Here is a 24,967-nt window from a genome sequence, read left to right as displayed (position 1 = left end):
GGCCATCAGGCCGCTGTAGTCGACGCTGGTGGTGAACACGGGCGGCACGGCCCGCAGCAGCGTGATCTTGGTTGTTCCCTCATTGGCGGCCAGGGCGTGGACGTGGGGCAGCACCTGCTCGGCCAGGGCCGAGCCATCGAGCGGGACAAGAATGTGCCGGTACATAGGGACCTCCTTGCAGAGCAACTCCGTTGTGACTCGGGAGGGCGAACGGGATCTATCTCCTGGGGAGGCTGGCCGCGACAGACGGGGGCGCGTGCAGCCTCCCCAGAAGGAAGGGGAGATAATCGTCAGTTAAAGCCGGTTGTGCGCTCATTGAGCATGTTGGATGCGGTGTCGCTCGTGTCCCAGATGATACGCCGCAGCATATCTGAGACGGTGATCACCCCAGTGACATGGCCATGTTCGAGCACAGGGAGGCCGCTGATCCGCCAGGCGATCATGAGATGGGCGGCCTCGTGCAGTGGCGTATCCGGCGTGACCGTGATGACCGGCCGGCGCATAATCTCGCGCAGCGGCAGGTCGTGGATGCGGTAGTAAAGGTTGTACTCTTGGACATCGCTATCCGGCGAGTCTGAGATCCGATTGATATCACCCTCGGTGACGATGCCGACAAGCTCGCCGGCGGTATTGACCACCGGCAGGCGGCGGATTCCTTCGGCGGCGAGCATGTCGCGGGCATGGGGCAGGGTCTCCGTATCACGCGCGATGATTGCCGGCGAGCTCATCCACACCTTGACGGTGTCCATAGAGCGCTCCTCTCATTGTTCCCAGCGGAGATCATCATTGATCACCTGGAGCAGTTCGCCCTCGCGGCTGAGGAGAAGCCGGATCGCGCGTCGCTGGGAGCACGCGAAGATCGGGCATTTCTCGGTGTCGGTGACACCGTGCGGACAGGACGCAACATCTCCACACATATCCACAGATACTGCATAGCGCGGCGATCCCGGCGGGCCATCGAGCTGGCGCATGCGTAGCCGAGCGTTGCGAAGCTCGGGCGCCAACTTGCTCAGATGTGCGCGCGCAACCCGCAGCATCGGGTGGGGCGGACGTTTGGGTCGGGCCATGGGTGCCCCTTTCTCTGCGTGCCACATCTATCAACAGAGCGAAGGATAGATGTATTCAGCATAGCAGGGAGGCACCTATTATGGTGAAGCTCATTCGCAACGGAGCGTTAAGAAGCGACCTCTGATTGTGTCTCTGGGCACAGAAAACGCGGGTGAGCCCTGGCGCGCCCGCGTACGGTGAGGGTGTGGGAGAGCTTCGCTCTCCCACAGAAAAAACTGATGGTGCTGCGGCGCGGCTACGCCGCGCCGCAGCACCATCAGTGCAGCATGTGCCTGCTAGGCACACGTTTCTATACATGTAGAGGCGCTAAGGCACCTCAATGCCTTAGCGCCTCAGTGGTCTACTCGTAGCGCAGGGCCTCGATCGGCAGGAGCATGGCCGCCCGGCGGGCCGGGTAGAAGCCGAAGCCGATGCCGATGGCCGAGGCGAAGACCAGGGCCAGGGCCACGCCGACCCAGGAGATGCCCGCCGCGATCCCGGCGACCATGCTGATCAGCGTTACCAGTCCGATCGCCCCACCCACGCCGATCAGGCTGCCGACCAGGCTGATCGCCAGCGCCTCCAGCACGAACTGGCCCAGCACATCGCCGTCGGTTGCCCCAAGAGCCTTGCGCACGCCGATCTCGCGGGTGCGCTCGGTGACGGCCACCAGCATGATGTTCATGATCCCGATGCCGCCGACCACCAGGCTGATCCCGGCCACCACCGCGATGAAGCCGGTGATCGCGCCGTTGATGCCCGAGAGCACGCTCAGGGCCGAGGTGGGCAGATCCAGACGGAAGTCGTTGATCGCATCGGCGGGCACCCCGCGCGCGGCCCGCAGCGCGCCAGTGATCGCCTGCTCGGCCGGCACCACCAGCTGCTCGCTCTGGATGCCGATCAGGATGCCGGTCATCTTCAGGCCGCGCCCCGGCAGGTCCAGGTCGCCCACGAGGCGCAGGCGCACCGCGCTCATCGGCGCGAAGACGCGGCCGTCGGTGGCGAAGGGGCCGCCATTCGTGCGGATGATCCCGATCACCTGGATCGGCTGGCCGTTGATCTCAATCGTCCGGCCAATCGCGGCCTCCTGGGCGGCCGCGTCCGCACCGAAGAGATCCTCGGCCACCTGCGAGCCGAGCACGCCCACCCGCGCGCCAGCGGCCTCGTCGGCGGGGGTGAGGAAGCGGCCGTGGGCCATCGGCACGCTCTGGATCTGATCGTACTGGTCGTCCGTGCCGACGAGCAGGGTCTGCACGGCGACGGTGCCGGCGCGGATCTCGGTGGGCACCGCGATCTCGGGGGCGATCGTGCGGAACAGGTCGGGGCGCTCGGCCACCACCTTCTCAAGGGCCTGGTAGTCCTGGATGGAGAGCAGCCCATAGCCGGGCACATCGCGGGCGCCCTTCGCCTTGGGGTCGCCCGGCCCGACGGCGATGCGCCGGGTGCCCAGGTCGATGAACTGCTCGAACACCTGGCCCTGGAGCGCGTTGCCCAGGGAGAGCACGGCCACCAGGGTGCCCGCGCCAATAATGATGCCCAGCATCGTCAGCAGGGAGCGAAACTTGTTCGAGCCCAGGCTGTCGAGGGCCATGAAGACTTGCTCTTTGAACATTAGCCCCTCACACGCGGCACACAGCGCCGCGATGACACATATAGTTTGATCAGCTATCGGCTATCGGCTACGCTCACCTCAGGCGGCGACCTTCATCTTCTCACCATAGGCCTCGACGCCGTAGTAGTCCTGGAGGATATTATCGGCGAGGCGGCCGTCGCGCAGGCCGATCACGCGATCCATCTGCCGGCCGATCTCGGGGTCGTGGGTGACGACGATGATCGTGCGGCCCTGCTCGCGGTTGAGCTGGCGGAAGAGGGCCATGATCTCGGCGCCGGTGCGCGTGTCCAGGGCGCCGGTCGGCTCATCAGCCAGCAGCAGGGTCGGGTTGTGGACGAGCGAGCGGGCGATGGCGACGCGCTGCTTCTGGCCGCCCGAGAGGGTGTTGGGCAGGCTGTTCAGCTTGCTGCTCAGGCCGACGGCCTCCAGAGCCTCCTGGGCGCGCCGGGCGCGCTCGCGTCCGTCCACCCGGCCGTAGACCAGGGGCAGCTCGACGTTCTTCTGGGCGCTCAGGCGCGGCAGCAGGTTGAAGTTCTGAAACACGAAGCCGAGCTTCTCGTTGCGCACGTGGGCCTGCTCGTTGCGCCCGAGCCGGCCGACATCCTTGCCGTCCAGCAGGTAGACGCCGCGCGTCGGCTGGTCGAGCAGGCCGATCATCGTCATCAGGGTGCTCTTGCCGCTGCCCGACGGGCCCATGATCGCGACCATCTCGCCGGGGTGGATCTCCACCGAGATGTTGTCGAGGGCCAGGAAGCTGCTGTCGCCGGTGGCGAACTCCTTGCTCAGGCTGGCGATCTGGACGATCGGGTGGGTTATGTAGTCAGTCATGGTGTATGTCCTTTTAGGTGGCCGAAGCATTGCGCCGGCGTCTCTCTGGTGGGTGAGGTGTTCCATGCGGGCGCAATGCTTCAGCCCTACAATTAACGGATGACGACCTGCTCGCCCTCGGCGAGGCCGCTGAGGATCTCGGCGCGCTCGCTGGTGCGCAGGCCGACGGTCACCGGGCGATCCTCGACCGTGACGCTGCCGTCGGCGGCGGTGATGGCCACGCTGACCGTGGCGCCCGCACCCTCGCCGCGCACGGCGGCGGCGGGCACGCTCAGGACATCGGTGCGGCTGTCGGCCACAATCGTGGCGCTGGCGGTCATCCCCGGCTTGATGTCGCGGCCGGATGGGTCAACCTCAAGGGTGACGCGGTAGGCCGTCACGGCGCTGTCGCTCTTGGGGAGCGGCTCGACCCGCAGCACCGTGCCGCTCAGGCTGTCCCCGCCGAGTGCGTCGATCAGGACGCTGACCGGCTGGCCGATGCTGACCTTGCCGATATCGACCTCGTCGACCGTGACCTTGACCAGGTAGCGGGTGGTGTCGATCAGGGTGACGGGCGGCGTCTGGCCGCCAACGATCTCGCCGGGGGCCACGTTGACGGCGGCGACCGTGCCGGCGAAGGGGGCGCGCAGGGTGGCGTCATCGAGCCGGATCTGGGCCTGGTCGAGCTGGGCCTGGGCCTGGGCCACGCGGGCCTCGGCGCGGGCGAGGTCGCTGGAGGTCGGGTCGCCGGTGAGCTGGCTGAGGCGGGCCTGGGCGGCCTCGACGTTGGCCTGCTGGGCGCCCACGGCGCCGGCGCGCTGGGTGCCGGTCAGGCGGGCCAGATCGGCCTCGGCGCGGGCCAGATTGGCGCGGGCGGCGGCCAGCTCATCGGCCTCGGCGCCAGACAGAAGCGTGTCCAGGTCGGCCTGGGCTGTCTCGACGCGGGCCTGGGCGCTGGCGAGCCCGCTGATCTCATTCTGCTTTGCGGTCTCATAGTCAACCTGGGACTGACGCACAGCGGCCTCGGCGTCGGTCACGGCGATCTGGGCCTGGGCCAGTGCGTCGGAGAAGTCGCGCTCAGCGGCGTCGCTCAGCGGCCGGCCGGTGCGCGGGTCGGTGCCGTTGTCCTGAACGTGCTTGTTATCCCAGTATGCGGCGCTGTAGACGGCCTGGGCGTCGCGCAGGGCGTTGGCCCGCTGCTCGATGGCGGCGCGGGCGTCCTCCTTGGCGGCGGACAGGGCGCTGCGCTGGCGGTCGAGCTCGGCGCGGGCGTCGGTGAGCGTGGTCTGGGCGCGGGTGCGCGCGTCGCTCTTCGGGCCGGCCTCAAGGATGGCCAGGCTGGCGCGGGCCTGCTCGACCTGGGCGCGGGCGGCGCGCAGGTCGGCGGCGGTGACGCTGCCCTCGGTCTGGGTCAGGTTGCTCTGGGCGGCCTGAACCTGGGCCTGCGCCTCGGCGATCTGCTGGGGCGTGGCCCCGTCGCGCAGGGACTGCAGATCGGCCTTCGCAATATTCAGGTTCGCGCTGGCGGCGGCGACCTCTGCGGCCAGCTGGCGGGTGTCGAGCTCCACCAGGGGCGTCTGGGCGGCCACGGCGTCGCCCTCGGCGACAAGCACCTGGCTCACCCGGCCGCCGGCGCTGATGAAGGCCAGGTCGGCCTCGGTGCGCGGCTCGACATTGCCCGTGGCGGAGACGCCCAGGGACATGTCGCCCCGCGAGACGGCGGCGGTGCTCGCGCCGGCCAGCGGGTCGGCGGGCCGGGTGGCCAGATTACGGATGGCGAGGCTGGCGATCACCGCGACTACCAGGACGGCGGCGACGATGGCGGCTATGGGCAGGCGGCGGGATCGGCCGCCGGATCGAGGCTGGGGGACGGAGGTCATAGGATAATCCTTCAGGGTATCAATATGATTGGCCGGTGGCGGGCCGAAGTATTCGCGATTGTCGCGGGGCGACAATCGCGAATACTTCGGCCCTACGGGTCGCGGGGGGCCGGGCCATCCCCGGCCGCCGGGTCGCGGGGGTTCGGCGCGACGCCGTGCAAGAACAGATCGACTAGGGTCTCGGCGCTGAGCTGCGGGCTGCTGAAGGGGCCGCCCGGCGCGCTGGCCCAGGGGCCGGCGTGCGCGCCGCTGGCGAACTCGTGAAACGACTCGCTCATGCCGAGAAACATCGCGGCCAGGATCTCGGCCGGGTAGCGCGTCAGCTCGCCGTCGGCGAGGCCCCGGGCCATCGCCTGCTGGATGGGCGCGAACAGGCCGCTGTAGAAGGCCCCCGCAAGGCGCTCGCGCTGGGCGGGGCCGACGTGCTCGAACATCTCGTGGCGCATCATACGCATGTCGCCGTCGCGGTCGGCGAGCAGCACCTGGGCCAGGGCGGTGAGGCGCTGGGCGGTGGTGGCGGCGCTGGCTGCGGCGTCCCGCAGCTGCGCGCTCATCATCGCCACGACGCTCAGCCCCATCTGCACGAACAGCTCCTCTTTGTCGGAGAAGTAGTAGTAGAGGGTGGGCTTCGTCACCTCGGCCGCCTTGATGATGTCGGTGATCGAGACGGCCTTGTAGCCCCGCTGCATGAACAGGTGCGTCGCGGCCTCGATGATCTTGACCGCCGTTGGGGCGTTGATTGGCTGGTGGCTCTGGTCTTGCATAGCTCTCGTGTCGGCCGGGGAACTTTACCGACCGGTCAGGAAGATTATATATCTGTGCAAAAGGTTTGTCAAGGGTTTCTTACCGACCGGTAATATAGAGTATACGGACATGAAAAGGTTTTGTCAATAGCCTGCACACGTTTTGTAGGGCCGAAGCATCTGGGGTTGTCGCAGAGCGACAACCCCAGATGCTTCGGCCCTACAGCCGCCCCTGGGCCTTCAAGCGCAGGTAGGTGTTGACGACGGAGATGGTGAGCTTGTCGGCGGGGACATCGACGGGGATCACGCCGCTGCGGCTGAGGGTGTCGAGGATGGCCTGGCGCTCGTCGCGCAGCTGCTCGGCGACGGCGCGGGTGTAGGCGGCGGTGAGGTCGCGGGCGGGCGCGCCGACCGCCGCGCTCACATTCGGGTCGCTGATCGTCACGCAGACGATCAGGTGCTGGCGGCTGAGCCGGGCCAGGTAGGCGATCAGGGGCCGGGCCGCGTCGGGGGTGGCCAGGTCGGTGAAGAGCACCACCAGCGAGCGGCGGCGCACCCTGCGCTGGAGGTAGCCCAGGGCCACGGCGTGGTCGGCCTCGACCGCCTCGGCATGCACATTGTAGAGCGCCTCGATCATGCGCTGGAACTGGGCCTTGCCGCGCTGCGGGGCCAGGAATGCCCCGACCTGATCGGCGAAGGTGAGCAGGCCGACATGGTCGCCCTTGAGCGCGGCCACGTAGCTGAGCAGCAGGGCCGTGTTGATCACATAGTCGAGCTTGGCGATCTCGCCGAGCGGCGGGGCCATCAGGCGGCCGGTGTCGATCATGCAGATCACGTGCTGGCTGCGCTCGGTCTCAACCTCGGCCACGATCGGCCGGCCCCGGCGGGCGGTGGCCTTCCAGCTGACCCGGCGGTACTCGTCGTCGGGGCCGTACTCGCGCAGGCGGGCGAACTCACCGCCCTGGCCATAGACCCGCGCCGGCCGCAGCCCCTGCTCGTAGAGCAGCCCCTTGTGGGCCAGCAGGTCGTACTTGCGCAGCTCCAGCACATTCGGGTAGACCTGCACCGGCGCGGCGGTCGGGTAGCGGGCCTGGCGCACGAAGGTGCCGAGCAGGCCCCGGTAGCGCAGCACCACATCGCCGAACTGGTAGTCGCCCCGCCGCAGCGGGCGCAGGCGGTACTGGGCGGAGAACACATCGTAGGCCGGCAGATCGCCGCTGATGAAGGCCGCGTCGCTGGGCATCTCATCGGGGGACTCATCGCGCATGGTGAAGCGCAGGGCGCGCGGGCTGGCGTTGGAGATCAGCACCGTGACCAGGTTCTCGGCGCCCAGCGAGAGCCGGGCGTCGTTGATCCGCTCGACCTCGATCTGCCCCGGCACCGGCGTGAGCAGCAGGTCGCTGATCAGCACGCCGGCCACCACGATCAGGTAGGCCAGGGCCAGCCAGAGCAGCGGGCGCGCGATGGCCGCCCCGGCGACGAGCGGCGCGGCGAGCAGGAGGAGTAGGAAGAGGCGGGGGGTGGGCAGCATAGGATTGCAGATTGCAGATTGCAGATTGCAGATTTTAACCTATCATAGAGCGGCAATCTAAAATCTGCAATCTGCAATCTGCAATCACAGCGAGGCGCGCTTGAAAACCCAAGAGATCGCCGACCGCATCCGGGCCGAGGCGGGCAAGGTGCTAGTGGGGCAGGGCGAGGCCTTCGACCTGCTGCTGGTGGCCCTGCTGAGCGGCGGGCACGTGCTGCTGGAGGGGCCGCCGGGCACGGCGAAGACCCTGATGGCCAAGACGCTGGCCCAGCTCGTGCGCGCCGAGTTCCGCCGGGTGCAGTTCACCCCCGACCTGATGCCCTCCGACGTGGTGGGCACGCAGGTCTTCGAGCTGGGCAGCGGCACATTCCGCCTGCGCAAGGGGCCGATCTTCACCCAGGTGCTGCTGGGCGACGAGATCAACCGCGCGCCCGCCAAGACCCAGAGCGCGCTGCTGGAGGCCATGGAGGAGCGCCAGGTGACGATCGAGGGCGAGCGGATCCCGCTGCCCGAGCCCTTCCTGGTGCTGGCCACCCAGAACCCGATCGAGTACGAGGGCACCTACCCGCTGCCCGAGGCCCAGCTGGACCGCTTCCTGTTTAAGCTGCTGATCGGCTACGCGCCCCAGGAGGTGGAGCTGGAGCTGCTGCGGCGCTACCATGCCGGCTTCGACGCGCGCCGCCTGGAGGATGTCGGCCTGGAGCCGATAGTCGGGCCAGAGGATCTGGCCGCCTGCCGCCAGGAGATCGCCGGGGTGCAGGTCGAGGAGGGGATCATGCGCTACATCACCGGCATCGCCCAGGAGAGCCGTAAGAGCCCCGACCTGACCCTGGGGGCCTCGGCGCGGGCCAGCATCGCCCTCCTGCAGACCACCCGCGCCTACGCGGCGATCCAGGGCCGGTCGTTTGTGGTGCCGGACGATGTGAAGCTGCTGGCGCGGCCGGTCTACCGCCACCGGATCATGCTGCGGCCCGAGGCCGAGATCGAGGGCCTGACGGCGGACATCGTGGTCGGGCGGATCCTGGCGCGGCTTGAGGTGCCGCGGTAGGCTCGCATGGTGTATAATAGACGATAACCCCATGGAAGCAATGACGCTGAGCGCGCCTGTGTGCGCCCAGCGTTTTCTATTATCTGAACCTGTCCCCTGTATCCTATCTCCTGTCCCCCTACCTATGAGAGCACAGCGCGCCATGCTCCTCCGTGTCGGCTTCACCTTTGTGATCGAGTCCGGATCGCCGACCCCGGTGATGTCCGTGGTGCGCCCGCGCCAGCTCGACATCCACCGTCTGATCGATGAGCGCCACATCACCACGCCGCAGGTGCCGATCCACACCTTCCACGACAGCTTCAACAACACGGTCTGGCGCTGGACGACGCCGGCCGGCACCATGCAGCTCTCCTACGACGCGATCGTCGAGGTTCCCGCGACGCCCGACCCGGCCTTCCCCTACCTGCCCGGCGCGTTTGTCGACCAGCTGCCCGACGACGTGATGCCCTTCACGCTGCCCAGCCGCTACTGCCCGTCGGACCTGGTGCTGAACGACGCCTGGGCCATGTTTGGCGGCGCGCCGGACGGCTGGGCGCGCGTGCAGGCGATCTGCGACTGGGCGCACGCCACTATCGCCTACGGCTATGGCAACAGCACCCCGAATACGACGGGCTACGACGCCTACATGAGCCGCCGGGGCGTCTGCCGCGACTTCGCCCACGTCGGGGTGATGTTCTGCCGGGCGATGAATATCCCGGCCCGCTATGTCAGCGGCTACCTGCCCGACATCGGGGTGCCGATCGACCCCAACCCGATGGACTTTCACGCCTGGTTCGAGGCCTATGTCGGCGGGGCCTGGCGCACCTTCGACGCCCGCCATAACCGGCCGCGGATCGGCCGGGTGGTGATCGCCCGTGGCCGCGACGCCGTGGACACGGCCATCCTGACCAGCTACGGCGATAGCCAGCTCACGGGGATGGCCGTCTGGGCCGACGAGCTTCACGACAGAGATCGCTTCGATGTGCCGCTCTGGGCGCGCGAGGCGGAGGGGTGACCTCGATGCACGAGCTGATGACCGGCGCGGCCAGCCAGATCGCCCTGATCAACCACCACGAGGTGGAGTGGAGCGAGGTGCGCGAGACGCGCTACTGGATGCACCAGCGCTTCGAGTACCGCTACCCCGGCGCGATCCGCGACCTGCGCCAGCGGCTCGTGGTCTTCCCGCCCGAGCGCTACGGCGACCAGCACGTCCGCGCGTATGATCTGCGGGTCTCTGCGCCCGACGCGGTGACGAGCGCGATCACGGACGCCTTCGGCAACCGGGTCTTCACCGTCGCCATCCCCGAGGTGGCGGGAGATCTGGCCTTCGAGATGCGGCTGGTGGTCGAGCGCGACGTGTCGGCGGTGGCGTGGCCGACGGTGGCGGCGGGGGAGGTGGCGCGCTACCTGACGCCGACGCCGCTGACGACGGCGGACGCCCGGATCATCGACACAGCCCGCCACCTGGTGCGCCGCCACGCCGGCGAGGAGGAACTGGCCGACGCGATCAGCACCTGGGTCTACGGCGCGATGCGCTACGGCTACGGCGCGACGACGGTGAGCACACCCGCCGCCGAGGCCCTGGCCATCGGCAAGGGGCTCTGCCAGGACTACGCGCACATTATGCTGGCGATCTGCCGGTCGGCGGGCATCCCGGCGCGCTATGTCTCGGGGCATATGCTGGGCGAGGGCGGATCGCACGCCTGGGTCGAGGCCCTGATATCCGGCCCCGGCGGCTATCGCGCGGTCGCCTTCGACCCGACGAACCACCGGCGGATCACGCCGGCCTATATCACCGTGGCGATCGGCCGCGACTACGGCGACGTGTCGCCGACCTCGGGCAGCTACCGCGCGCCCTACCAGGGCCAGTTCAGCGCAAGCAAGCGCGCGGGGCTGACCCACCTCGCCTACCGCAGGTGATCAGCGCCTACTCGGCGACCTGGCCGACCGCAGAGGTGGCGCGGGCGGGGAGGATGAGCAGCCAGTGCTCAAGCGCCCCGAGGGTGACGACGCTGGCCACCAGGGCCAGGCGCACCGCGACGGGCGCGGGGGCGAGGGAGCCGGCCGTCAGCCAGAGCAGGCCGGCGAGGAGCGTGGAGACCGAGACCGACGGCAGGAAGAAGCCGCTGGCGGGGCGGCGCGCCCAGAAGCTGCCCAGGTAGCGCAGGTGGGGCGGGAAGAGCTCGACCTGGAGGATGGGCACGCCGAGCAGCACGTTGAGCTTGGCGCTGTGCTGGAGCGCCCAGCTCAGGCAGAAGACCAGCAGCCCCACCCAGTTGGTCGCGTCGCCGAGGACGTGCAGCATCAGGGCGAGCTCGATGATGCAGGCCAGCTCGTGGTAGAGGTGCGTGCCGAGGGCGTAGCCGAAGCGCACGACGCCGCGGGCGTGGGGCGGGCAGGGGCGACGCCAGGGGCCGCTGATCAGCCCGCTGTAGAAGGCCATCTCGTGCCAGGCCCAGATGATCAGGCCGGCCACGAAGGCGCGGTAGGCCCCGAGGGCGCTCAGGTCGTGCCGCGTCAGCCCGATCTGCCAGTGGGCCAGCCCGAGCAGGGGCAGGCTCAGCAGCAGCGCCAGGCGGGTCGCCCGCTCGCCCTTCCGGTTTAGCACCAGCACCCCGGCGGTGAGAGTCACCCAGATCGCCACCACGATCAGCGGCGGGTACAGGTAGGTCTGCGCCCAGACAGGCGGCTCAGGGGGCATAGGGGTGTCCATGACATTAGATACAACGTGGTTGCATGGATGGTAACACGCGGGCGGAGCAGTGTCAACGCTGTAGGGCCGAAGCATTCGCACCGCGTGCATGGCGCAGAGCGGGGGATCAGGGGCGAATGCTTCGGCCTTACATAGGCCCGCGAGGATGATCGTTGCCACCCCGCATCCACAGCGCCGCCAGCAGGGCCAGGGCCAGGGCGGCCGCGCCGAGCAGGAAGGTCTCGCCGATCACCTGGGAGGCCACGTCCATCAGGAAGCGGGCCGGGTCGGAGGAGGCCAGCGGGTTGCTCGCCCCGGCGCGGCGCAGGGCGTCCTGACGCGGCACGCCGTAGAGGGTCAGCGCGGCCACGCCAGCGGTCATGCCCACCAGGCGCAGGGCGATCACCAGGGCCGAGGCGCTGCCGCGGCGGCCCTCGGCGGCGGCGGCGATCACCTCCTCGGCCACCGGCGAGATCACCAGGCCGAGCCCGAGGCCGGCCAGGGCCAGCTCTAGCCCCATGGTCAGGTAGGCGCTCTCGGCGCCCCAGCGACTCATCATCAGCACGCCGGCCAGGGCCAGGGCCAGCCCGGCCAGGGCGGGGGCGCGCGGGCCGATGCGGCCGGCCAGCCAGCCGCCGGGCACGGCGGCGGCGGCCATGGTCAGGGTCAGCGCCGAGAGCATCCAGCCCGACTCCCAGGCCGCGCGGCGCAGGATGTCGGCGTCGGCGGGGTTTTGGAGGGCCAGGCGGGTGTTGATGAACAGCGGCACGTTCGTGATCGCCAGGGCCAGGGCGAATCCGACCATCACGTTGATCGCGCAGGCGGCGGCGGCGCCCCGGTCATAGAAGATCGTCAGGTCGATCAGCGGGTGGGCGCTGCGCCGCTCGGCCCAGACGAAGCCGGCGAGCAGGGCCAGGGCGGCCAGCACCAGGGGCAGGGCGTAGGCCGGCGGCCCAGCCCGCTCGCCGTAGAAGTCTTCGCGCAGCTCGCCGCCGGCGGACAGCCCCACGTTGAAGGCGATCAGGCTCGCGCTGATCAGCGCCGCGCCCAGCCAGTCGAAGCCGCCCGCCGCGCGCCGCTGCGGCACCCCGCGCAGCGCCCACCAGGTGAGCGCGAGGGCCAGCAGGCCGATCGGCAGGTTCAGCCAGAACAGCAGGCGCCAGCTATCGAAGGCCCGCATCAGCACGCCGCCGTAGAGGTGACCGACCATCCAGCCGGCCGTGTCCACCGCGCCGATCACGCCCAGGGCCGCCGCGCGCCGCTCGGGCGGGAAGATGTCGCCCGCCAGGGCCATGCTGATCGGCACCATCGCCCCGGCCCCGAAAGCCTGCACCACCCGCCCGACAATCAGCCACTCCAGACTGCCCGCCGCCGCCGCCAGGGCCGAGCCGGCGATAAAGATGCCCAGGCAGATCAGGTAGACATCGCGCCGCCCGAGGATGTCCGACAGCCGGCCCATAAAAGTCATGCTCACGGTGTAGGCCAGCAGGTAGCCGCTCACCACCCAGGCCGCCCGGCCCAGGTCGCTGCCAATCTCCACCCGCATGTCCACCATCACCCGCGGCAGAGCCGCGCTCACCACCGTCAGGTCGACCGCGCCGATGAAGATGGCAAGGCTGATCAGGGCCAGGGTGAGGTTTGGGCGTTTTTGCATACATACTGCGTAGGGCCGAAGCATTTGCTGTGGATGCTTGCCGGCGCGGGAGAATCGGCGCGCAAATGCTTCGGCCCTACATTAACATGCCGCCGGCGCGCGCACGTCGATCGTCTTGCCGTAGCCGCTGAAGGTGATCGTCCAGGTGCTCGGCGCGGTCGCGTCGCTGGAGCTGTCCACCAGCACCAGCTTGCTGGCCCGCAGCGTCTCCTGGTCGGCCCAGAGGTCGACGGCGGCCGGCCCGGCGCCGAGCAGGCCCATGCTGATCGGCTGAAGCTTGTCGCCGGCGATCGTGCCGCGCAGGTGGTAGCTCGGCCTGCCGGCCAGATCCTCGACGCCCACCAGGGTCACATCGTCGAAGCCCGTCTGGAGCAGGTGCTCGACGCCCTGCTGCGGGTCGAAGAGCACCGCCGGGTTGAAGGCGCTGCCCGGTGCCAGGCATGACCACTCGCGGGTGATCGGGTTGGTGATGTACTGCTTGCCATCCAGGGCAACGGTGCGGATCTCGGCCACACCCGCGCCGGCGCTGACGCTGAGCACGGCCAGCACGCTGTCGGGGCGCTTCAGGTCGCCCTCCATGCTGTTGAGCACAAAGATGTTGCCGCTGTCGGCGTAGACCGGCTTTCCGGCCAGGCTGATCGCGAAGTGGACGCTCTCGGCGGCCTGGGTGGCCCGGCCAACCTGGGCGCTGATCTCGAGCGGGGTGGGCGTGGGGGTGGGCGTGGGCTGGGCCGCGCCGCCGCATGCGGTCAGCAGCCCGGCCAGGATGATCAGAAGGAGGGAGGCACGGTGGCGCACAGGAACCTCTTTTCAAGGGGGCAGGCCACAGGGGGCAGAGGGCACGGTTACGATAAAGCTGCTACGAACCCTGTCGTATCTGAAACGTGTTGGAGTTAGGACACAGGTTGAGCTTAGCATAGCCGCGCCTGACACGCAAACAGGGGACAGGGCGAGCCCTGTCCCCTGTCCCCTGTCCCCCGTCCCCTACTGATAGGTGACCTGCACGCTCACCCAGTCGAGCGAGAAGTCGCGCGAGGTGTTCGAGGCCACGTTGGTCAGGCGGACGCGGAAGCTGGAGTTGCCGAGGTTCGCGCCCGTCCAGCTGCGGCCCCAGGTGTCGGCGGCCCCGCCGACGATGTAAGTCGCCTCGGCGGTGCTCAGGGTTGTCGTGGTCTTGGCCGCCGTCCAGGTGGCCCCGCCGTCAGACGAGAGCTCGACACAGATCTTGGGCGCGCCGGTCGTCGAGTCGGCCTTGGCGTCGAGGCGAACCTCGATGCCGCTGACCGTCGCCCCGCCCGGCACCGCCACGTTGTAGTTGTAGAAGATGTGTCGGTCCTTGCGGTTGTTCGTACACGAGGTGCTGGTGCCGCTGCCGCTGTTGGTGTCCACGGCGTAGAGCCCATCGTTGTCATAGGCGTTGGTCGGAGTCGTCTGGTAGCCGTTGTTGTCGCCCGAGCCGCTCGTCACCGCAGCGTTGGCCGAGGGGCTCAGGAAGCCGGTGTTGGTCGGCCCGGAGCCGGTGGTGGCGCTGGCCGTGTTCGAGTAGCCCGAGTCGCCGCTGGCGTTCGATGCGCGCACGCGGTAGCTGTAGCTGGTGCCGGCGGTCAGGCCGCTGTCGCTGAAGCTGGTCGTCGTCGCGGTGCCGACCTGGGCGAAGCTGGAGCAGCCGGCGCCCTGGCAGCGCTCGACCTTATAGCTATCCACCGTGCCGCTGCTCGCCCCCCAGCTCAGGCCGATCTGGCTGCTGGAGGCGGCCGTGGCGCTCAGGGTGCCGGGCGTGCCGGGGGGCGGGGGCGGCGGGGCCACCGTGGCGCCGCGCACCACCAGGGCGAAGGGCTGCGGCCCCTGCGGCACATTCGCCCCCGTCACCGTCACCGTCCAGGTGCCGGCCGCCGCCGACTGGACGTACACGTTCTCGACGTTGTTCACCGCGTCGGCGCTGCCGCCCGTCTGCGACCAGCCGCCGCTGAAGACGTTGCCCCGGTAGACCGTGCCGGTCGGGCTGGTCACCGTCAGGTTCAGGTTGTTCACCAGGTTGACCGAGGCCGTGGTGGTGGAGGGGTAGTCGCTCCAGACCAGGCTGACCTTGAAGGGCGCGCCGCCGGGCACGGCGTAGCTGGAGCTGGCTGTCCCGCCGGTTGAGAGGCCGGCCGTGTTATCGACAAACTCGGCCGTGCCGTCGGTGGCGGCGGCCAGGTTGATCAGGCCCCAGCCCTCGTGGACATTGGGGATGGGGAAGTCGTTGTCGTTGACCCCGTCGTTATTCTCATCGAGCAGGTCCACCGCCGAGTTGATCAGGGTCGCCTTGACCAGGGCCGCGCTGGCGTTGGCGCTGTAGGCCTTCTGGTAGAAGTCGCGCACCACCGTCGCCGCGCCGGCGGCCAGCGGGTTAGCCATCGAGGTGCCGCCGAAGTACTTGTAGTAGGCGTTCAGCGGGATGCCCCAGCCGTCGGACTGGAAGGCGCCGTTGCGCGGGTTGGCGGAGGGGTCGTAGCCCTGCTGGTAGTTATCCGAGTAGGTCGAGAGGATCCAGGTGCCGGGGGCGACCACGTCGGGCTTGATCCGGCCGTCGTCGGTCGGCCCGCGCGAGGAGAAGGCCGCCATCTGCTGGGCGTTGCCACCGGTCGGGTCGTCGGCGATCGGGTTGGCGGTGAAGCCCCAGCGCTGGCGCGGCGTGCCGAGGAAGTTGACCCCGCCCATGCTGGAGCAGGTCTGCCCGCTCTGGTATGCGGTGTCGGCCGAGACATAAGTTAGGCCGGTGTCGCACTGGTAGTTGCCCTGGCGGTCGCCCTCGCTGGCGCCGATGGTGATCACATTCTTGGCGGTGGCCGGCGAGCCGATCGAGTCGTTGTCCACCACGCCGTCGGCGTTGGCGTCGGCCCCGGAGTTGCCGGCCGAGAAGGTGATCGTGAAGTCGCGGTGGCCCCAGATGAAGTTGTCTGTGGTCACGCTGTTGGCGGTGTAGACGCCGGCCTGGCTGGAGCCCCAGGAGTTGGCGTGGACACGCGCGCCGGCGTTGTAGGCCTGGAGGAACAGGCCGTTCAGGTCGTTCAGGCCGGTCAGGTAGTAGCCGTTGGTGTAGCCATAGAGCGACTTGCAGAGGGAGGAGACAGTGACATAGTTCTCGGTGGACTGAAAGACCAGGTGGGCGGCGGGGGCCACGCCCTTGCCGACGCCGGTGCCGGGCGTGCCGCCGCTGAGCACCGAGCCTGCCACGTGAGTGCCGTGGCCGCTGTCCACATCGATCGAGCCATCGTTGGTGATCGTCTTGAAGCAGCTGTCAGTGACGCCGGGCCAGTTGTAGATCGCGGTGATCCGGCTGGCCGGGATGTCGCGGTGGGCGGTGCTGTCTGTCCCGCCGCCGATGCCGGTGTCGGCCACGGCAGCGATCTGGGTCGAGCCGTCGTAGCCAGAGTTGTTGGCGATTGTGCCGCCCATGATCCCGCCGCCGCCGTACTCGTTATGCTTCTCGAACAGCACGTATGGCTCGATCCATGCCACATCGCGGCCCTGAGTGGCCAGCTGGTCGAGCTGGGCGCGGTCGGCGGCCACGATCAGGCTGCCGTCGGCGGTGTCGGCCACCGCCGCGCCGAGCTGGGCGGCCAGGGCGATCACCGCCTGGCGGTCGCCGCCGCGCTCGACGGAGACGCGGGCGATCTGCTGGCCGCTGGCGGCGAGCGTGGGGCTGAGGGCGTAGGCCGGCTCGAAGGGGCCGACCCAAGCCACCGTGGCCGCAGCGCCCAGCGAGGCCGCCTGGGCGGCCGTCATACGCACCTTAAAGGCGTTGTCGGGGATGTAGTCGAGCACAGTCGCGCCCATCGTAGCAAGGGCGTCCTTCCACTGCTGGCGCACGGGGCCGTTGAACTGGACGATGTAGTAGCCGGGCGCGCCGCTGGCGTCGGGGCCGCGGGTGAGGCGGGCGGGGACATTGGCCCGCTCGCCCGCGCTGGGGGTGAAGGTGCCGGCGCGCAGGCGGATGGGCCCGCCCCTGCTGCGGGCCTGCGCCGGCGTCTGGGCCAGGGCGGTGCTGGACATGGCGGCCAGGAGCATGGCGATCAGGGCGAGGGTGACCGTCCGGTTGATTCGAGACACCTGCGGGTTCCTTTCACACAAATGCTGTGCGACCACATGAGCGCAACGGCACACGCCGGCATACCCGCGATGGAGACCGTGGATATGCCAGACTCCGCCCGTGCTGGGGGCGGACTTTGAGCTCCCTTATGACCAACGACCAAGAGGATGGCGAACATTATGCCATTGAGGCGACGATTTTACAAGCGTGACATTCAGGAAAGATTCGGGCATCTCAGCCCCGCCGCATCATCCATCGGGCCGATGCCGCCCAGGGGTAGCGTGCTATAATAAAGGCAGCATGATGGGGGGCGCCGCCCTCCATTTCCTCTTTTACAAGGGCACAGGGGAGGGGAAGGGACAGCGATCTGTCCCCTGTCCCCTGTCCCCTGTCCCCTGCGCGATAGCGCATGAGCCAGCCATGAGCGGAAAAGACCAGAACCCCGGCGTCGTGGCCGACAACCGCAAGGCCCACCACGACTACGCGATCGAGGAGACCTACGAGGCTGGGATCGTGCTGACGGGCAGCGAGATCAAGTCGGTGCGGGCCGGACGGGTGAACCTGCGCGGCAGCTACGCCCGCATCTTCAAGGACGAGCTGTACCTCTACGACAGCCACATCTCGCCCTACGAGCAGTCGGGCACCTACTTCAACCATGAGCCGACCCGCCCGCGCAAGCTGCTGATGCACCGCCGCGAGATCAGCCGCCTCGACGGGCTCGTCCGCCAGAAGGGCCTGACGATCGTGCCCCTGAAGATCTACTTCAAGGGCCGGCGGGCCAAGCTGGAGCTTGGCGTGGCCCGCGGCAAGAAGAACTACGACAAGCGCGAGGATATCGCCAAGCGCGACGCCCAGCGCGACATCGAGCGGGTGATGAAGTCGCGCAACCGCGATTAGGACGCCGCCCTGTTGGGGCGCAGCAGCACGATATGGCCCCGCCCGAGGGCGGGGCCACATCGTGCTGCTGCGCCCCTCCCGAAGGTAACAATGACCACGACGTCTGTGGGCTATGTCGCCCTGCTGCGACGCAACAAGCCATTCCGCCGGCTCTGGTACGGCCAGCTCGTCAGCCAGCTCGGCGACTGGCTCGACAGCATCGCCCTGTTCACGCTCCTGCTCAACCTGACCGGCTCGGGCGAGGCGGTGGGCCTGCTGATGGTGGCCCAGTTCCTGCCCGGCGCCCTGGTCGGCCCCTTCGCCGGGGTGGTGGTCGACCGGCTGCCCCGCCGCACGGTGCTGATCGCAAGCGACATCGGCCGGGCGCTGCTGGTGCTGCTGCTGCTGCTCGTCCACACCGTGGGCGACCTCTGGCTGGTCTACACGGTGGTCGCCCTGAAGGTGGTGCTGACCTCGTTCTTCGAGCCGGCCCGCTCGGCGATCACCCCCGATGTGTGCGCCCGCGAGGAGCTGGTGGCGGCCAACGCGATCAGCGGGGCCACCTGGTCGGCGATGCTGGCCCTGGGCGCGGCCCTCGGCGGCCTGGTGGTCGGCACCCTCGGCGTGCAGGCCTCGTTTCTGCTCGACTCGGGGTCGTACCTCCTGTCGGCCGCGCTGATCTTCACCGTGCGGGTGGGCGAGGGCCAGGAGGCAGGAGGCAGGAGACAGGAGGCAGGGGCCGCGCCGGCCTCGCGGGCGCTAAGCGAACTGGCCGAGGGGCTGCGCTACATCTTCACGCACCGCGAGGTGGCCTGGATCACCTTCTCGAAGATGATGTGGAGCATGGCCGGCGGGGTGCTGCTGCTGCTGGCCCTGTTCGGCCGCGAGCTGTTCCCCCTGGGGGAGGGCGGCGCGCTGAGCATCGGGCTGCTCTACGCGGCGCGCGGGGCGGGCGCGGGGATCGGGCCGATCCTGGCCCAGCGGCTCTTCGGCGACGGGCAGAGCTTTATGCGCCGCGCCATTGGCCTGTCCTTCTTCTTCTCAGCCCTGGGCTACATTGGCTTCAGCTACTCGCCCACGCTGGCCGTGGCCATGCTCTGCGTGGTGCTGGCCCATGTGGGCGGCAGCATCCAGTGGGTCTTCAGCACGGCCCTGCTCCAGATGCGCCTGCCCGAGCGGCTGCGCGGCCGGGTCTTCGCTGTCGAGTACGCCGGCATGACCCTGGCCACCGCGCTCTCCAGCTACCTCACCGGCCGCGCCAGCGACGCCGGGGCCGCGCCGAGGACGCTCGCCCTCATCCTCGCCGGGGTCTTCGCGCTCGCCGGCCTGATCGTCACGCTCGCGCTCTGGCGGGGGCGGCCCGACCCGGCGGGCGAGCCGGCGCCGATCTAGGCGCGCCCGGTCAGGTCGCCGTTGGCGAGAGCATGCGGACGACCGCATCGACATCGTAGACGCAGCCAGCCCATACGCCGCCGCTCGCCTGCTGGAGCGCGGCCCAGAGGCGGGTGTCTGCGGGCAGGGCCGGGTGCGGCGCCAGGTCGAGCCGCGACGCGCGGGCGGCCAGCACGCGCGCGCCCTCCTCGGCGCCGAAGACGCGCGAGTCATCGCCCACCAGATCCACGCTGCCGCTGAGGCGCGCGCGGTCGATGCTGATCGCAATCAGATCGCCGTCGCGCAGCTTGCCGATCGGCCCGCCGGCCAGCGCCTCAGGCCCAATATGTCCGATGCACGCGCCCGTGCTCACCCCCGAGAAGCGCGCATCGGTCAGGACCGCCACCTGCTTCCCCCAGCGCAGATGCTTGAGCGCCGAGGTCACCTGATAGATCTCCTCCATGCCGGTGCCAAGCGGCCCGCCGCAGATCAGCACCACGACCTCGCCGGGCTGCACGCGCTCGGGCCCCTGGCTCTTGATCGCCGCCACGGCGTCGCGCTCGCGGGTGAAGACGCGGGCCCGCCCGGTCTTGCGGTAGACGCCGTCGGCGTCCACCACCTCGGGGTCGATAGAGGTCGCCTTGATCACCGCACCCTCCGGCGCGAGATTGCCCTGCGGGAAGGCGAGCGTGCTGGTGAGGCCGCGCGCCCGCGCCAGCTCCGGCGCCATAATCACATCGTCCGGGTCCACGCCGTCGGCGCGCTGGAGCCGGGCGCGCAGCTGCGCGCGGCGCGCGGAGCCGGCCCACCAGTCGAGCACCTCGCCCAGGGTGCGCCCGGAGACCGTCAGCGCGCCCTCGCGCAGCAGGCCGCCCGCCCGCAGGTGCAGCATCACCTCGGGCACCCCGCCGGCCAGAAAGACTCGCACGGTGGGGTGGTTGCTCGGCCCGTTGGGCAGCACGTCCACCAGGCGCGGCACGCACCGGTTGATCGCGAGCCAGTCCTCGACCGAGGGGCGGGGCAGGCCGGCGCTATAGGCGATGGCCGGGATGTGCAGCAGCAGGTTGGTGGAGCCGCCGAAGGCCGCGTGTACGACCATGGCGTTGTGGATGGCGTCGGCGGTGAGGATGTCGCGGGTCTTGATGCCCCGGCGGTCAAGGTCGAGGGCGGCGCGGGCCGAGGCGCGGGCCAGCTCAAGCCACACCGGCTGGCCCGAGGGGGCCAGGGCGCTGTGGGGAAGGGCCAGGCCGAGGGCCTCGGCCACCACCTGCGCGGTCGCCGCGGTGCCGAGGAACTGGCAGCCGCCGCCCGGCGAGGCGCAGGCCCGGCACCCCAGCTCCGCCGCCTCCTTGAGCGTGAGCTCGCCCTGCGCAAAGCGTGCGCCGATCGTCTGCACCTTGCCGGCGTCCTCGCCGTGCTCGGGGGGGAGCGTCACGCCGCCCGGCACGAGGACGCAGGGGAGGTCGGGGGAGCCGGCCAGGGCCATGAGCATCGCGGGCAGACCCTTGTCGCAGGTGGCGACGCCGATCACGGCGCGGCGCGTGGGCAGCGAGCGGATGAGGCGGCGGAAGACGAGCGCGGCGTCATTGCGGTAGGGCAGGCTGTCGAACATGGCCGTCGTGCCCTGGCTGCGCCCGTCGCAGGGGTCGGTCACATAGCCGGCGAAGGGGATCGCGCTCTGGGCGCGCAGCTCCTCGGCGGCGGCCTGCATGAGCAGGCCGACCTCCCAGTGGCCGGTGTGGTAGCCGAGAGCAACCGGCTGTCCGTCGGGGGCGCGGATGCCGCCCTGGGTGCTGAGGATCAGCACCTGGGAGTGATTCAGCTCTGCGGGGTCCCAGCCCATACCCACGTTCTGGCTGAGGGCGAAGAGGTCGCCGCTCGGCGCCTCGCGCAGCTGGGCCTCGGTGAGCGGGAGGGAGCCGGCGGCCGTGCCCTTCGCGCCGTAGGCTAGGGCCAGGGTATAGCGGACAGGGTACAAGGGTCGGAGCGGGCAAAGCCCGCTCCGACCCCTTTCTCATCGCTCAGGAACACACGGTCCTGTCCGCTGTCCCCTGTCCGCTGTCCCCTGTCCGCTGTCCCCTGTCGCCTGCTCTAGCGGTAGACCAGGATTCCCACCAGGGCCGCCAGGCCGAGGATGATAATCACCGGGATGCGCCGGGTGAAGGCCAGGGCCGCCGCGCCGCCGACGATCAGGATGGCCGGCAGGTTCAGGCCGTTGTCGCGCAGCAGGCCGGCCATCACCACCACAAAGATGCCGATGACGGCCAGGCTCAGGCCGCGCACAAACCCCTGGACGGCCGGGTGGTCGCCGCTGCGCTGGTAGAGCTGGGCGATCAGCAGCACGCCCGCCGGGGGGATGGCGATCGCCACGGCGGCCAGCGCCGCGCCGCGCGGGCCGTCGAGCAGGTAGCCCAGGCTGATCACCCACAGGCCGCTTGGCCCCGGGCTCACCTGGCCCACCGCCAGCGCCTCGGCGAACTGGCGGTCCGTGGCCATCCCGCTGCCGATCAGGTCCGCGTAGAGCTGCGGCAGGTTGCCCAGGCCGCTGGTCGAGAAGAACGACGACTTGAGCACGAGCCAGAAGAAGAGGAAGGGGTTCATTGTGTCGCTCTGCGCTCTGATGGGGTGAGGATGGAGACTCTCCCGGCGGCGGCGCGGGTCAGCCGGTCGAGGATGGCGCGGGCGATCCCGACATCGCCGATGTCGCGGGCGAGGATGACATCGGGCCGGCGCGCGTCGAGGGCGCGCAGCGCGGCGTAGAGCCGCCCTGCGATGGCGGCGGGGTCGCCGGCAGGCCCGAGGGGCTCGATGTCGGCGGCGAGGCCGGCCAGCAGGGCGGCGTCCTCGTCAGGCACCAGCAGGCCGACGCGTCGGCCTGCGGCGATCTGCCTGGCGGCCTGGGCGCGGATCCAGCCCCGGCAGGCGGCTGGCGCGCCCACGCAGAGGTGCAGGGCGCTCTCCGGGGCGTAGTGGCGGTCGAGCAGGCCGGGGGCGATCTGCCCGCCCGCCTCGGCTGCCCGCCCGCCCAGGGCCACCTCGCCGAGCAGCTCGCGCAGCGTCTCCAGGCTCACGCCGCCCGGCCGCAGCAGGGTGGGCACGGGCCCGCTCAGATCGAGCACCGTCGACTCGACGCCGATGGTGGCCGGGCCGCCGTCGAGCACGAGGTCGATCCGCCCGCCCAGGTCGGCCAGCACGTGGGCGGCGCTGGTGGGGCTAGTGTGGCCGAAGCGGTTGGCGCTGGGCGCGGCCACCGGCGTGCCGGCGGCGGCGATCAGGGCGCGGGCCACCGGGTGGGCCGGCAGGCGCACCGCCACCGTCTCGCGGCCGGCGGTGACGCTGTGGGGCACCGCCGGCCCGCGCGGCAGCACCAGGGTCAGCGGGCCGGGCCAGAGCCGCCCGGCCAGCAGGGCGGCCTGCGGCGAGAGCGCGCCCGTCACCCTCGGCAGGTCAGCCAGGTCGGCCAGGTGGACGATCAGCGGGTCCTCGGCGGGGCGGCCCTTGGCGGCGAAGATGCGGGCCACGGCGGCCGTGCTGAGGGCGTCGCCGCCGAGGCCGTAGACCGTCTCGGTGGGGAAGGCGACGAGGCCGCCGGCAGCGAGTGTGGCGGCGGCCTCGCGGATGCCGGCGGCGTCCGCCGGGAGTACTTTTGTCATACGGTATTCACTCAGATTGGTATTCCCCGGATGCGGGCGCTGCGCCCCGCCCCGGGGGCCAGCCCCCGGGACCCCCGCTGGGGGCGCGTCGCCCCCCAGCCCCCCCGAATGTGATGCTGTAGCGTGCCGACCGCCCGTTGTTGTGGCTCGCCCGGTGCCGAGGTGCGGTGCTCGCCGCATTTCGTGTGCCGGGCGCACGCGTGGGTGCTACCCCTATTAGTTCCCTACGCCGCGAAGCGGCCCGCCTGCCATGACAACGTGCATTGAAGTTGCCGACCACATCAGATTCGGGGTTCGAAGGGGCGGAGCCCCATGCGCATCAACGTAAGCCCTGGCCCCCCCGGAATTTCTTGTTGTTTTGGCCAACATGGCCAGCTTTGCTGGCCATGTTGGCCAAAACAACGTCGGTTTCTAGGGCGGCAGCCCTAACGTTGATGCACATGGGGCAAGCGCCCCCTGGCGCGGGTCTGGGGCGCGCAGCCCCAGCGGGGACTCTGGGAGCGTGAGGCGCGCAGCCCCGTCACCGCACCAGCCCCAGCCGGTAGATCGTCGTCTGGCGGTAGGTGTCGCCGGGGCGCAGGGCGGTGCTGGGGAAGGCCGGCTGGTTGGGTGAGTCGGGGAAGTGCTGGGCCTCCAGACAGAGCCCGCTGTGGCGGATGTAGGTCTGCCCGCCGCGGCCCACCAGCCCGCCCTCGATCATATTCCCCGCGTAGAACTGCACCCCCGGCTCCGTCGTCAGCACCTCCAGCGCCCGCCCGCTGGCCGGGTCGGTCGCCCGCGCGGCTAGGCCCAGCTCGCCGGGGGGCTTGTCGATCACCCAGGTGTGGTCGTAGCCGCCGGCGCTGCGCAGCTGCTCATCGTCCGCGCCGATCCGCGCCCCCACCGCCGCAGGAGCCCGGAAGTCCAGCGGCGTGCCCGCCACCGGCCGCAGCTCGCCGGTCGGGATCAGCGTCGGGCCGACCGGCACGAAGCGCGCGGCCGGGATCTCCAGCACGTGGCCGAGGATGTCCCCGCCGCCGGACAGGTTAAAGTAGGCGTGGTTCGTCAGGTTGACCACCGTCTCCTGGTCGGTCGTCGCCAGGTAGTCGATCCACAGCTCGCCGCCGGCCAGCGTGTAGGTCACGGTCACATCCAGGTTGCCAGGGTAGCCCTCCTCGCCGTCGCGGCTCAGGTAGTGGAGCCGCAGGGCCGGGTGCGGGCCATCATCCAGCGCCTGCGCGCCCCAGACCTGGCGGTGGAAGCCGCCGGGGCCGCCGTGCAGGTGGTTCGGCCCGTTGTTGCACGCCAGGGCGTACGCGCGGCCGCCCAGTCGGAAGCGCCCCTCGGCGATGCGGTTGGCGTAGCGGCCCACCAGCGACCCGAGGTAGGGGTGGAAGCCCAGGTAGGGGTCCAGGCTGTCGAATCCGAGCACCACGTCGCCGACCGCGCCGGCCTGGTCGGGCGCGCGCAGGGCGGCCAGAGTGCCGCCGTAGCTCAGGATGTCCGCCTCGACCCCGCCGTCGCCGCGCAGGGTGAAGCGCTCGACCGCGATGCCGTCGCGGGTGGTTCCGATAGGGCGCTGGAGGATTGGCATGCAAGCTCTCGCGATCTGATCGCCAGTGAGCAATGAGATTCCATTGCTCTGTATCGTGCTCAAGCCCCGGCATTATAGCGCACATATCCGACGTTCGACGGCTCTGCGCCGCCGGGGCTAGGGCTGTTGCACCGTCGCTGGCGACTGAAGCCGCGCCGCGGGGCCTGCGGCCAGCCGCCCGCCTGTGCGGGCGGTTCCGGCGTCGGCGCAGGCCGACGCCTGGCGCAACGCGCCCCGTCGGCGCGGCTTCAGCCGCCCGCCTTGGGGCACTCAGGACGTTGTATCAGCCCTGCCGCCGGGCGGGCTGCGGCGCGGCGGTGCGGAGCTCGCCCGCACACCACAACCCAAAGCCTTTCCTGATCCCAGCGGGCGGCGATCAGCGTATCATGAGAGAGTCAGCCAACCCGAGCGGCCGACAGGAGAACCCCC

General features: G+C 70.0%; 20 protein-coding genes. 5 read left to right on the top strand and 15 right to left on the bottom strand.

Annotated elements, in window-relative coordinates; genetic code table 11:
- The 7 genes from K2Z83_RS01820 to K2Z83_RS01790 all read right to left on the bottom strand — a co-directional run.
- On the bottom strand, window positions 1-165 hold a 165-nt coding region (locus tag K2Z83_RS01820; RefSeq protein ID WP_220593499.1), incomplete at its 3' end, for a universal stress protein.
- Between the two features lie 125 nt (window positions 166-290).
- Window positions 291-749, bottom strand: coding sequence for a CBS domain-containing protein (locus K2Z83_RS01815; protein WP_220593469.1), 459 nt, complete (start codon window positions 747-749; stop codon window positions 291-293).
- Between the two features lie 659 nt (window positions 750-1,408).
- Window positions 1,409-2,659: an ABC transporter permease gene (locus tag K2Z83_RS01810; protein ID WP_220593468.1), complete on the bottom strand. Its 1,251-nt coding sequence runs from the start codon at window positions 2,657-2,659 to the stop codon at window positions 1,409-1,411.
- 78 nt (window positions 2,660-2,737) lie between these two features.
- Window positions 2,738-3,487 carry an ABC transporter ATP-binding protein gene (locus tag K2Z83_RS01805; RefSeq protein ID WP_255603112.1) on the bottom strand — a complete coding sequence of 250 codons (750 nt, stop codon included), beginning with the start codon at window positions 3,485-3,487 and terminating at the stop codon, window positions 2,738-2,740.
- A 92-nt stretch (window positions 3,488-3,579) separates the two neighbouring features.
- The gene (locus tag K2Z83_RS01800) at window positions 3,580-5,346 is read right to left on the bottom strand and encodes an efflux RND transporter periplasmic adaptor subunit (protein WP_220593467.1); all 1,767 of its coding nucleotides are present in this window, start codon (window positions 5,344-5,346) and stop codon (window positions 3,580-3,582) included.
- Window positions 5,347-5,438: 92 nt separating this feature from the next.
- Window positions 5,439-6,110, bottom strand: coding sequence for a TetR/AcrR family transcriptional regulator (locus tag K2Z83_RS01795; protein WP_220593466.1), 672 nt, complete (start codon window positions 6,108-6,110; stop codon window positions 5,439-5,441).
- Between the two features lie 199 nt (window positions 6,111-6,309).
- A complete protein-coding gene (locus tag K2Z83_RS01790) occupies window positions 6,310-7,620 on the bottom strand; it encodes a DUF58 domain-containing protein (RefSeq protein ID WP_220593465.1) in 1,311 nt (436 codons plus the stop codon).
- Between the two features lie 100 nt (window positions 7,621-7,720).
- Between K2Z83_RS01790 and K2Z83_RS01785 the strand changes: the two genes are divergently transcribed.
- The 3 genes from K2Z83_RS01785 to K2Z83_RS01775 all read left to right on the top strand — a co-directional run bounded on the left by K2Z83_RS01785 (window position 7,721) and on the right by K2Z83_RS01775 (window position 10,567).
- Entirely contained in the window at window positions 7,721-8,668 is a 948-nt protein-coding gene (locus K2Z83_RS01785) for a MoxR family ATPase (protein WP_220593464.1), read from the top strand.
- A gap of 142 nt (window positions 8,669-8,810) precedes the next feature.
- On the top strand, window positions 8,811-9,662 hold the full coding sequence (locus K2Z83_RS01780; RefSeq protein WP_220593463.1) for a transglutaminase family protein: 852 nt from the start codon (window positions 8,811-8,813) through the stop codon (window positions 9,660-9,662).
- A 5-nt stretch (window positions 9,663-9,667) separates the two neighbouring features.
- Entirely contained in the window at window positions 9,668-10,567 is a 900-nt protein-coding gene (locus K2Z83_RS01775; protein WP_220593462.1) for a transglutaminase family protein, read from the top strand.
- A 7-nt stretch (window positions 10,568-10,574) separates the two neighbouring features.
- Here the strand turns inward: K2Z83_RS01775 and puhE are convergent, their stop codons facing one another.
- The 4 genes from puhE to K2Z83_RS01755 all read right to left on the bottom strand — a co-directional run bounded on the left by puhE (window position 10,575) and on the right by K2Z83_RS01755 (window position 17,085).
- Complete coding sequence (puhE, locus tag K2Z83_RS01770) at window positions 10,575-11,348, bottom strand: putative photosynthetic complex assembly protein PuhE (protein ID WP_220593461.1); 774 nt, start codon at window positions 11,346-11,348, stop codon at window positions 10,575-10,577.
- Between the two features lie 139 nt (window positions 11,349-11,487).
- The gene (locus tag K2Z83_RS01765; protein ID WP_255603111.1) at window positions 11,488-12,993 is read right to left on the bottom strand and encodes an MFS transporter; all 1,506 of its coding nucleotides are present in this window, start codon (window positions 12,991-12,993) and stop codon (window positions 11,488-11,490) included.
- An 81-nt stretch (window positions 12,994-13,074) separates the two neighbouring features.
- A complete protein-coding gene (locus tag K2Z83_RS01760; RefSeq protein WP_220593459.1) occupies window positions 13,075-13,791 on the bottom strand; it encodes an LppX_LprAFG lipoprotein in 717 nt (238 codons plus the stop codon).
- A gap of 186 nt (window positions 13,792-13,977) precedes the next feature.
- Window positions 13,978-17,085 (bottom strand): S8 family serine peptidase, encoded by a 3,108-nt coding sequence (locus K2Z83_RS01755; RefSeq protein ID WP_220593458.1) that lies wholly within the window; start codon window positions 17,083-17,085, stop codon window positions 13,978-13,980.
- 400 nt (window positions 17,086-17,485) lie between these two features.
- Between K2Z83_RS01755 and smpB the strand changes: the two genes are divergently transcribed.
- Window positions 17,486-17,962, top strand: a complete 477-nt coding sequence (smpB, locus tag K2Z83_RS01750) for an SsrA-binding protein SmpB (RefSeq protein ID WP_220593457.1) — start codon at window positions 17,486-17,488, stop codon at window positions 17,960-17,962.
- 90 nt (window positions 17,963-18,052) lie between these two features.
- A complete protein-coding gene (locus K2Z83_RS01745) occupies window positions 18,053-19,333 on the top strand; it encodes an MFS transporter (protein ID WP_220593456.1) in 1,281 nt (426 codons plus the stop codon).
- Between the two features lie 10 nt (window positions 19,334-19,343).
- Here the strand turns inward: K2Z83_RS01745 and K2Z83_RS01740 are convergent, their stop codons facing one another.
- From K2Z83_RS01740 to K2Z83_RS01725, 4 genes are all read right to left on the bottom strand, one after another.
- A complete protein-coding gene (locus K2Z83_RS01740) occupies window positions 19,344-21,290 on the bottom strand; it encodes a YjhG/YagF family D-xylonate dehydratase (RefSeq protein ID WP_220593455.1) in 1,947 nt (648 codons plus the stop codon).
- A gap of 113 nt (window positions 21,291-21,403) precedes the next feature.
- The gene (locus K2Z83_RS01735; RefSeq protein ID WP_220593454.1) at window positions 21,404-21,913 is read right to left on the bottom strand and encodes a chromate transporter; all 510 of its coding nucleotides are present in this window, start codon (window positions 21,911-21,913) and stop codon (window positions 21,404-21,406) included.
- Entirely contained in the window at window positions 21,910-22,965 is a 1,056-nt protein-coding gene (locus K2Z83_RS01730; protein ID WP_220593453.1) for an L-threonylcarbamoyladenylate synthase, read from the bottom strand. The genes K2Z83_RS01735 and K2Z83_RS01730 overlap by 4 nt, the downstream gene beginning before the upstream one ends.
- Window positions 22,966-23,485: 520 nt before the next feature.
- Window positions 23,486-24,538, bottom strand: coding sequence for an aldose epimerase family protein (locus tag K2Z83_RS01725; protein ID WP_220593452.1), 1,053 nt, complete (start codon window positions 24,536-24,538; stop codon window positions 23,486-23,488).
- Between the last annotated feature and the right edge of the window lie 429 nt (window positions 24,539-24,967).

The sequence above is a fragment of the Oscillochloris sp. ZM17-4 genome (assembly GCF_019599295.1).
Classification (GTDB): Bacteria; Chloroflexota; Chloroflexia; order Chloroflexales; family Chloroflexaceae; genus Oscillochloris.
Note: the sequence above shows the minus strand (reverse complement) of the source record. Positions and strands in the feature narration are given on the sequence as shown.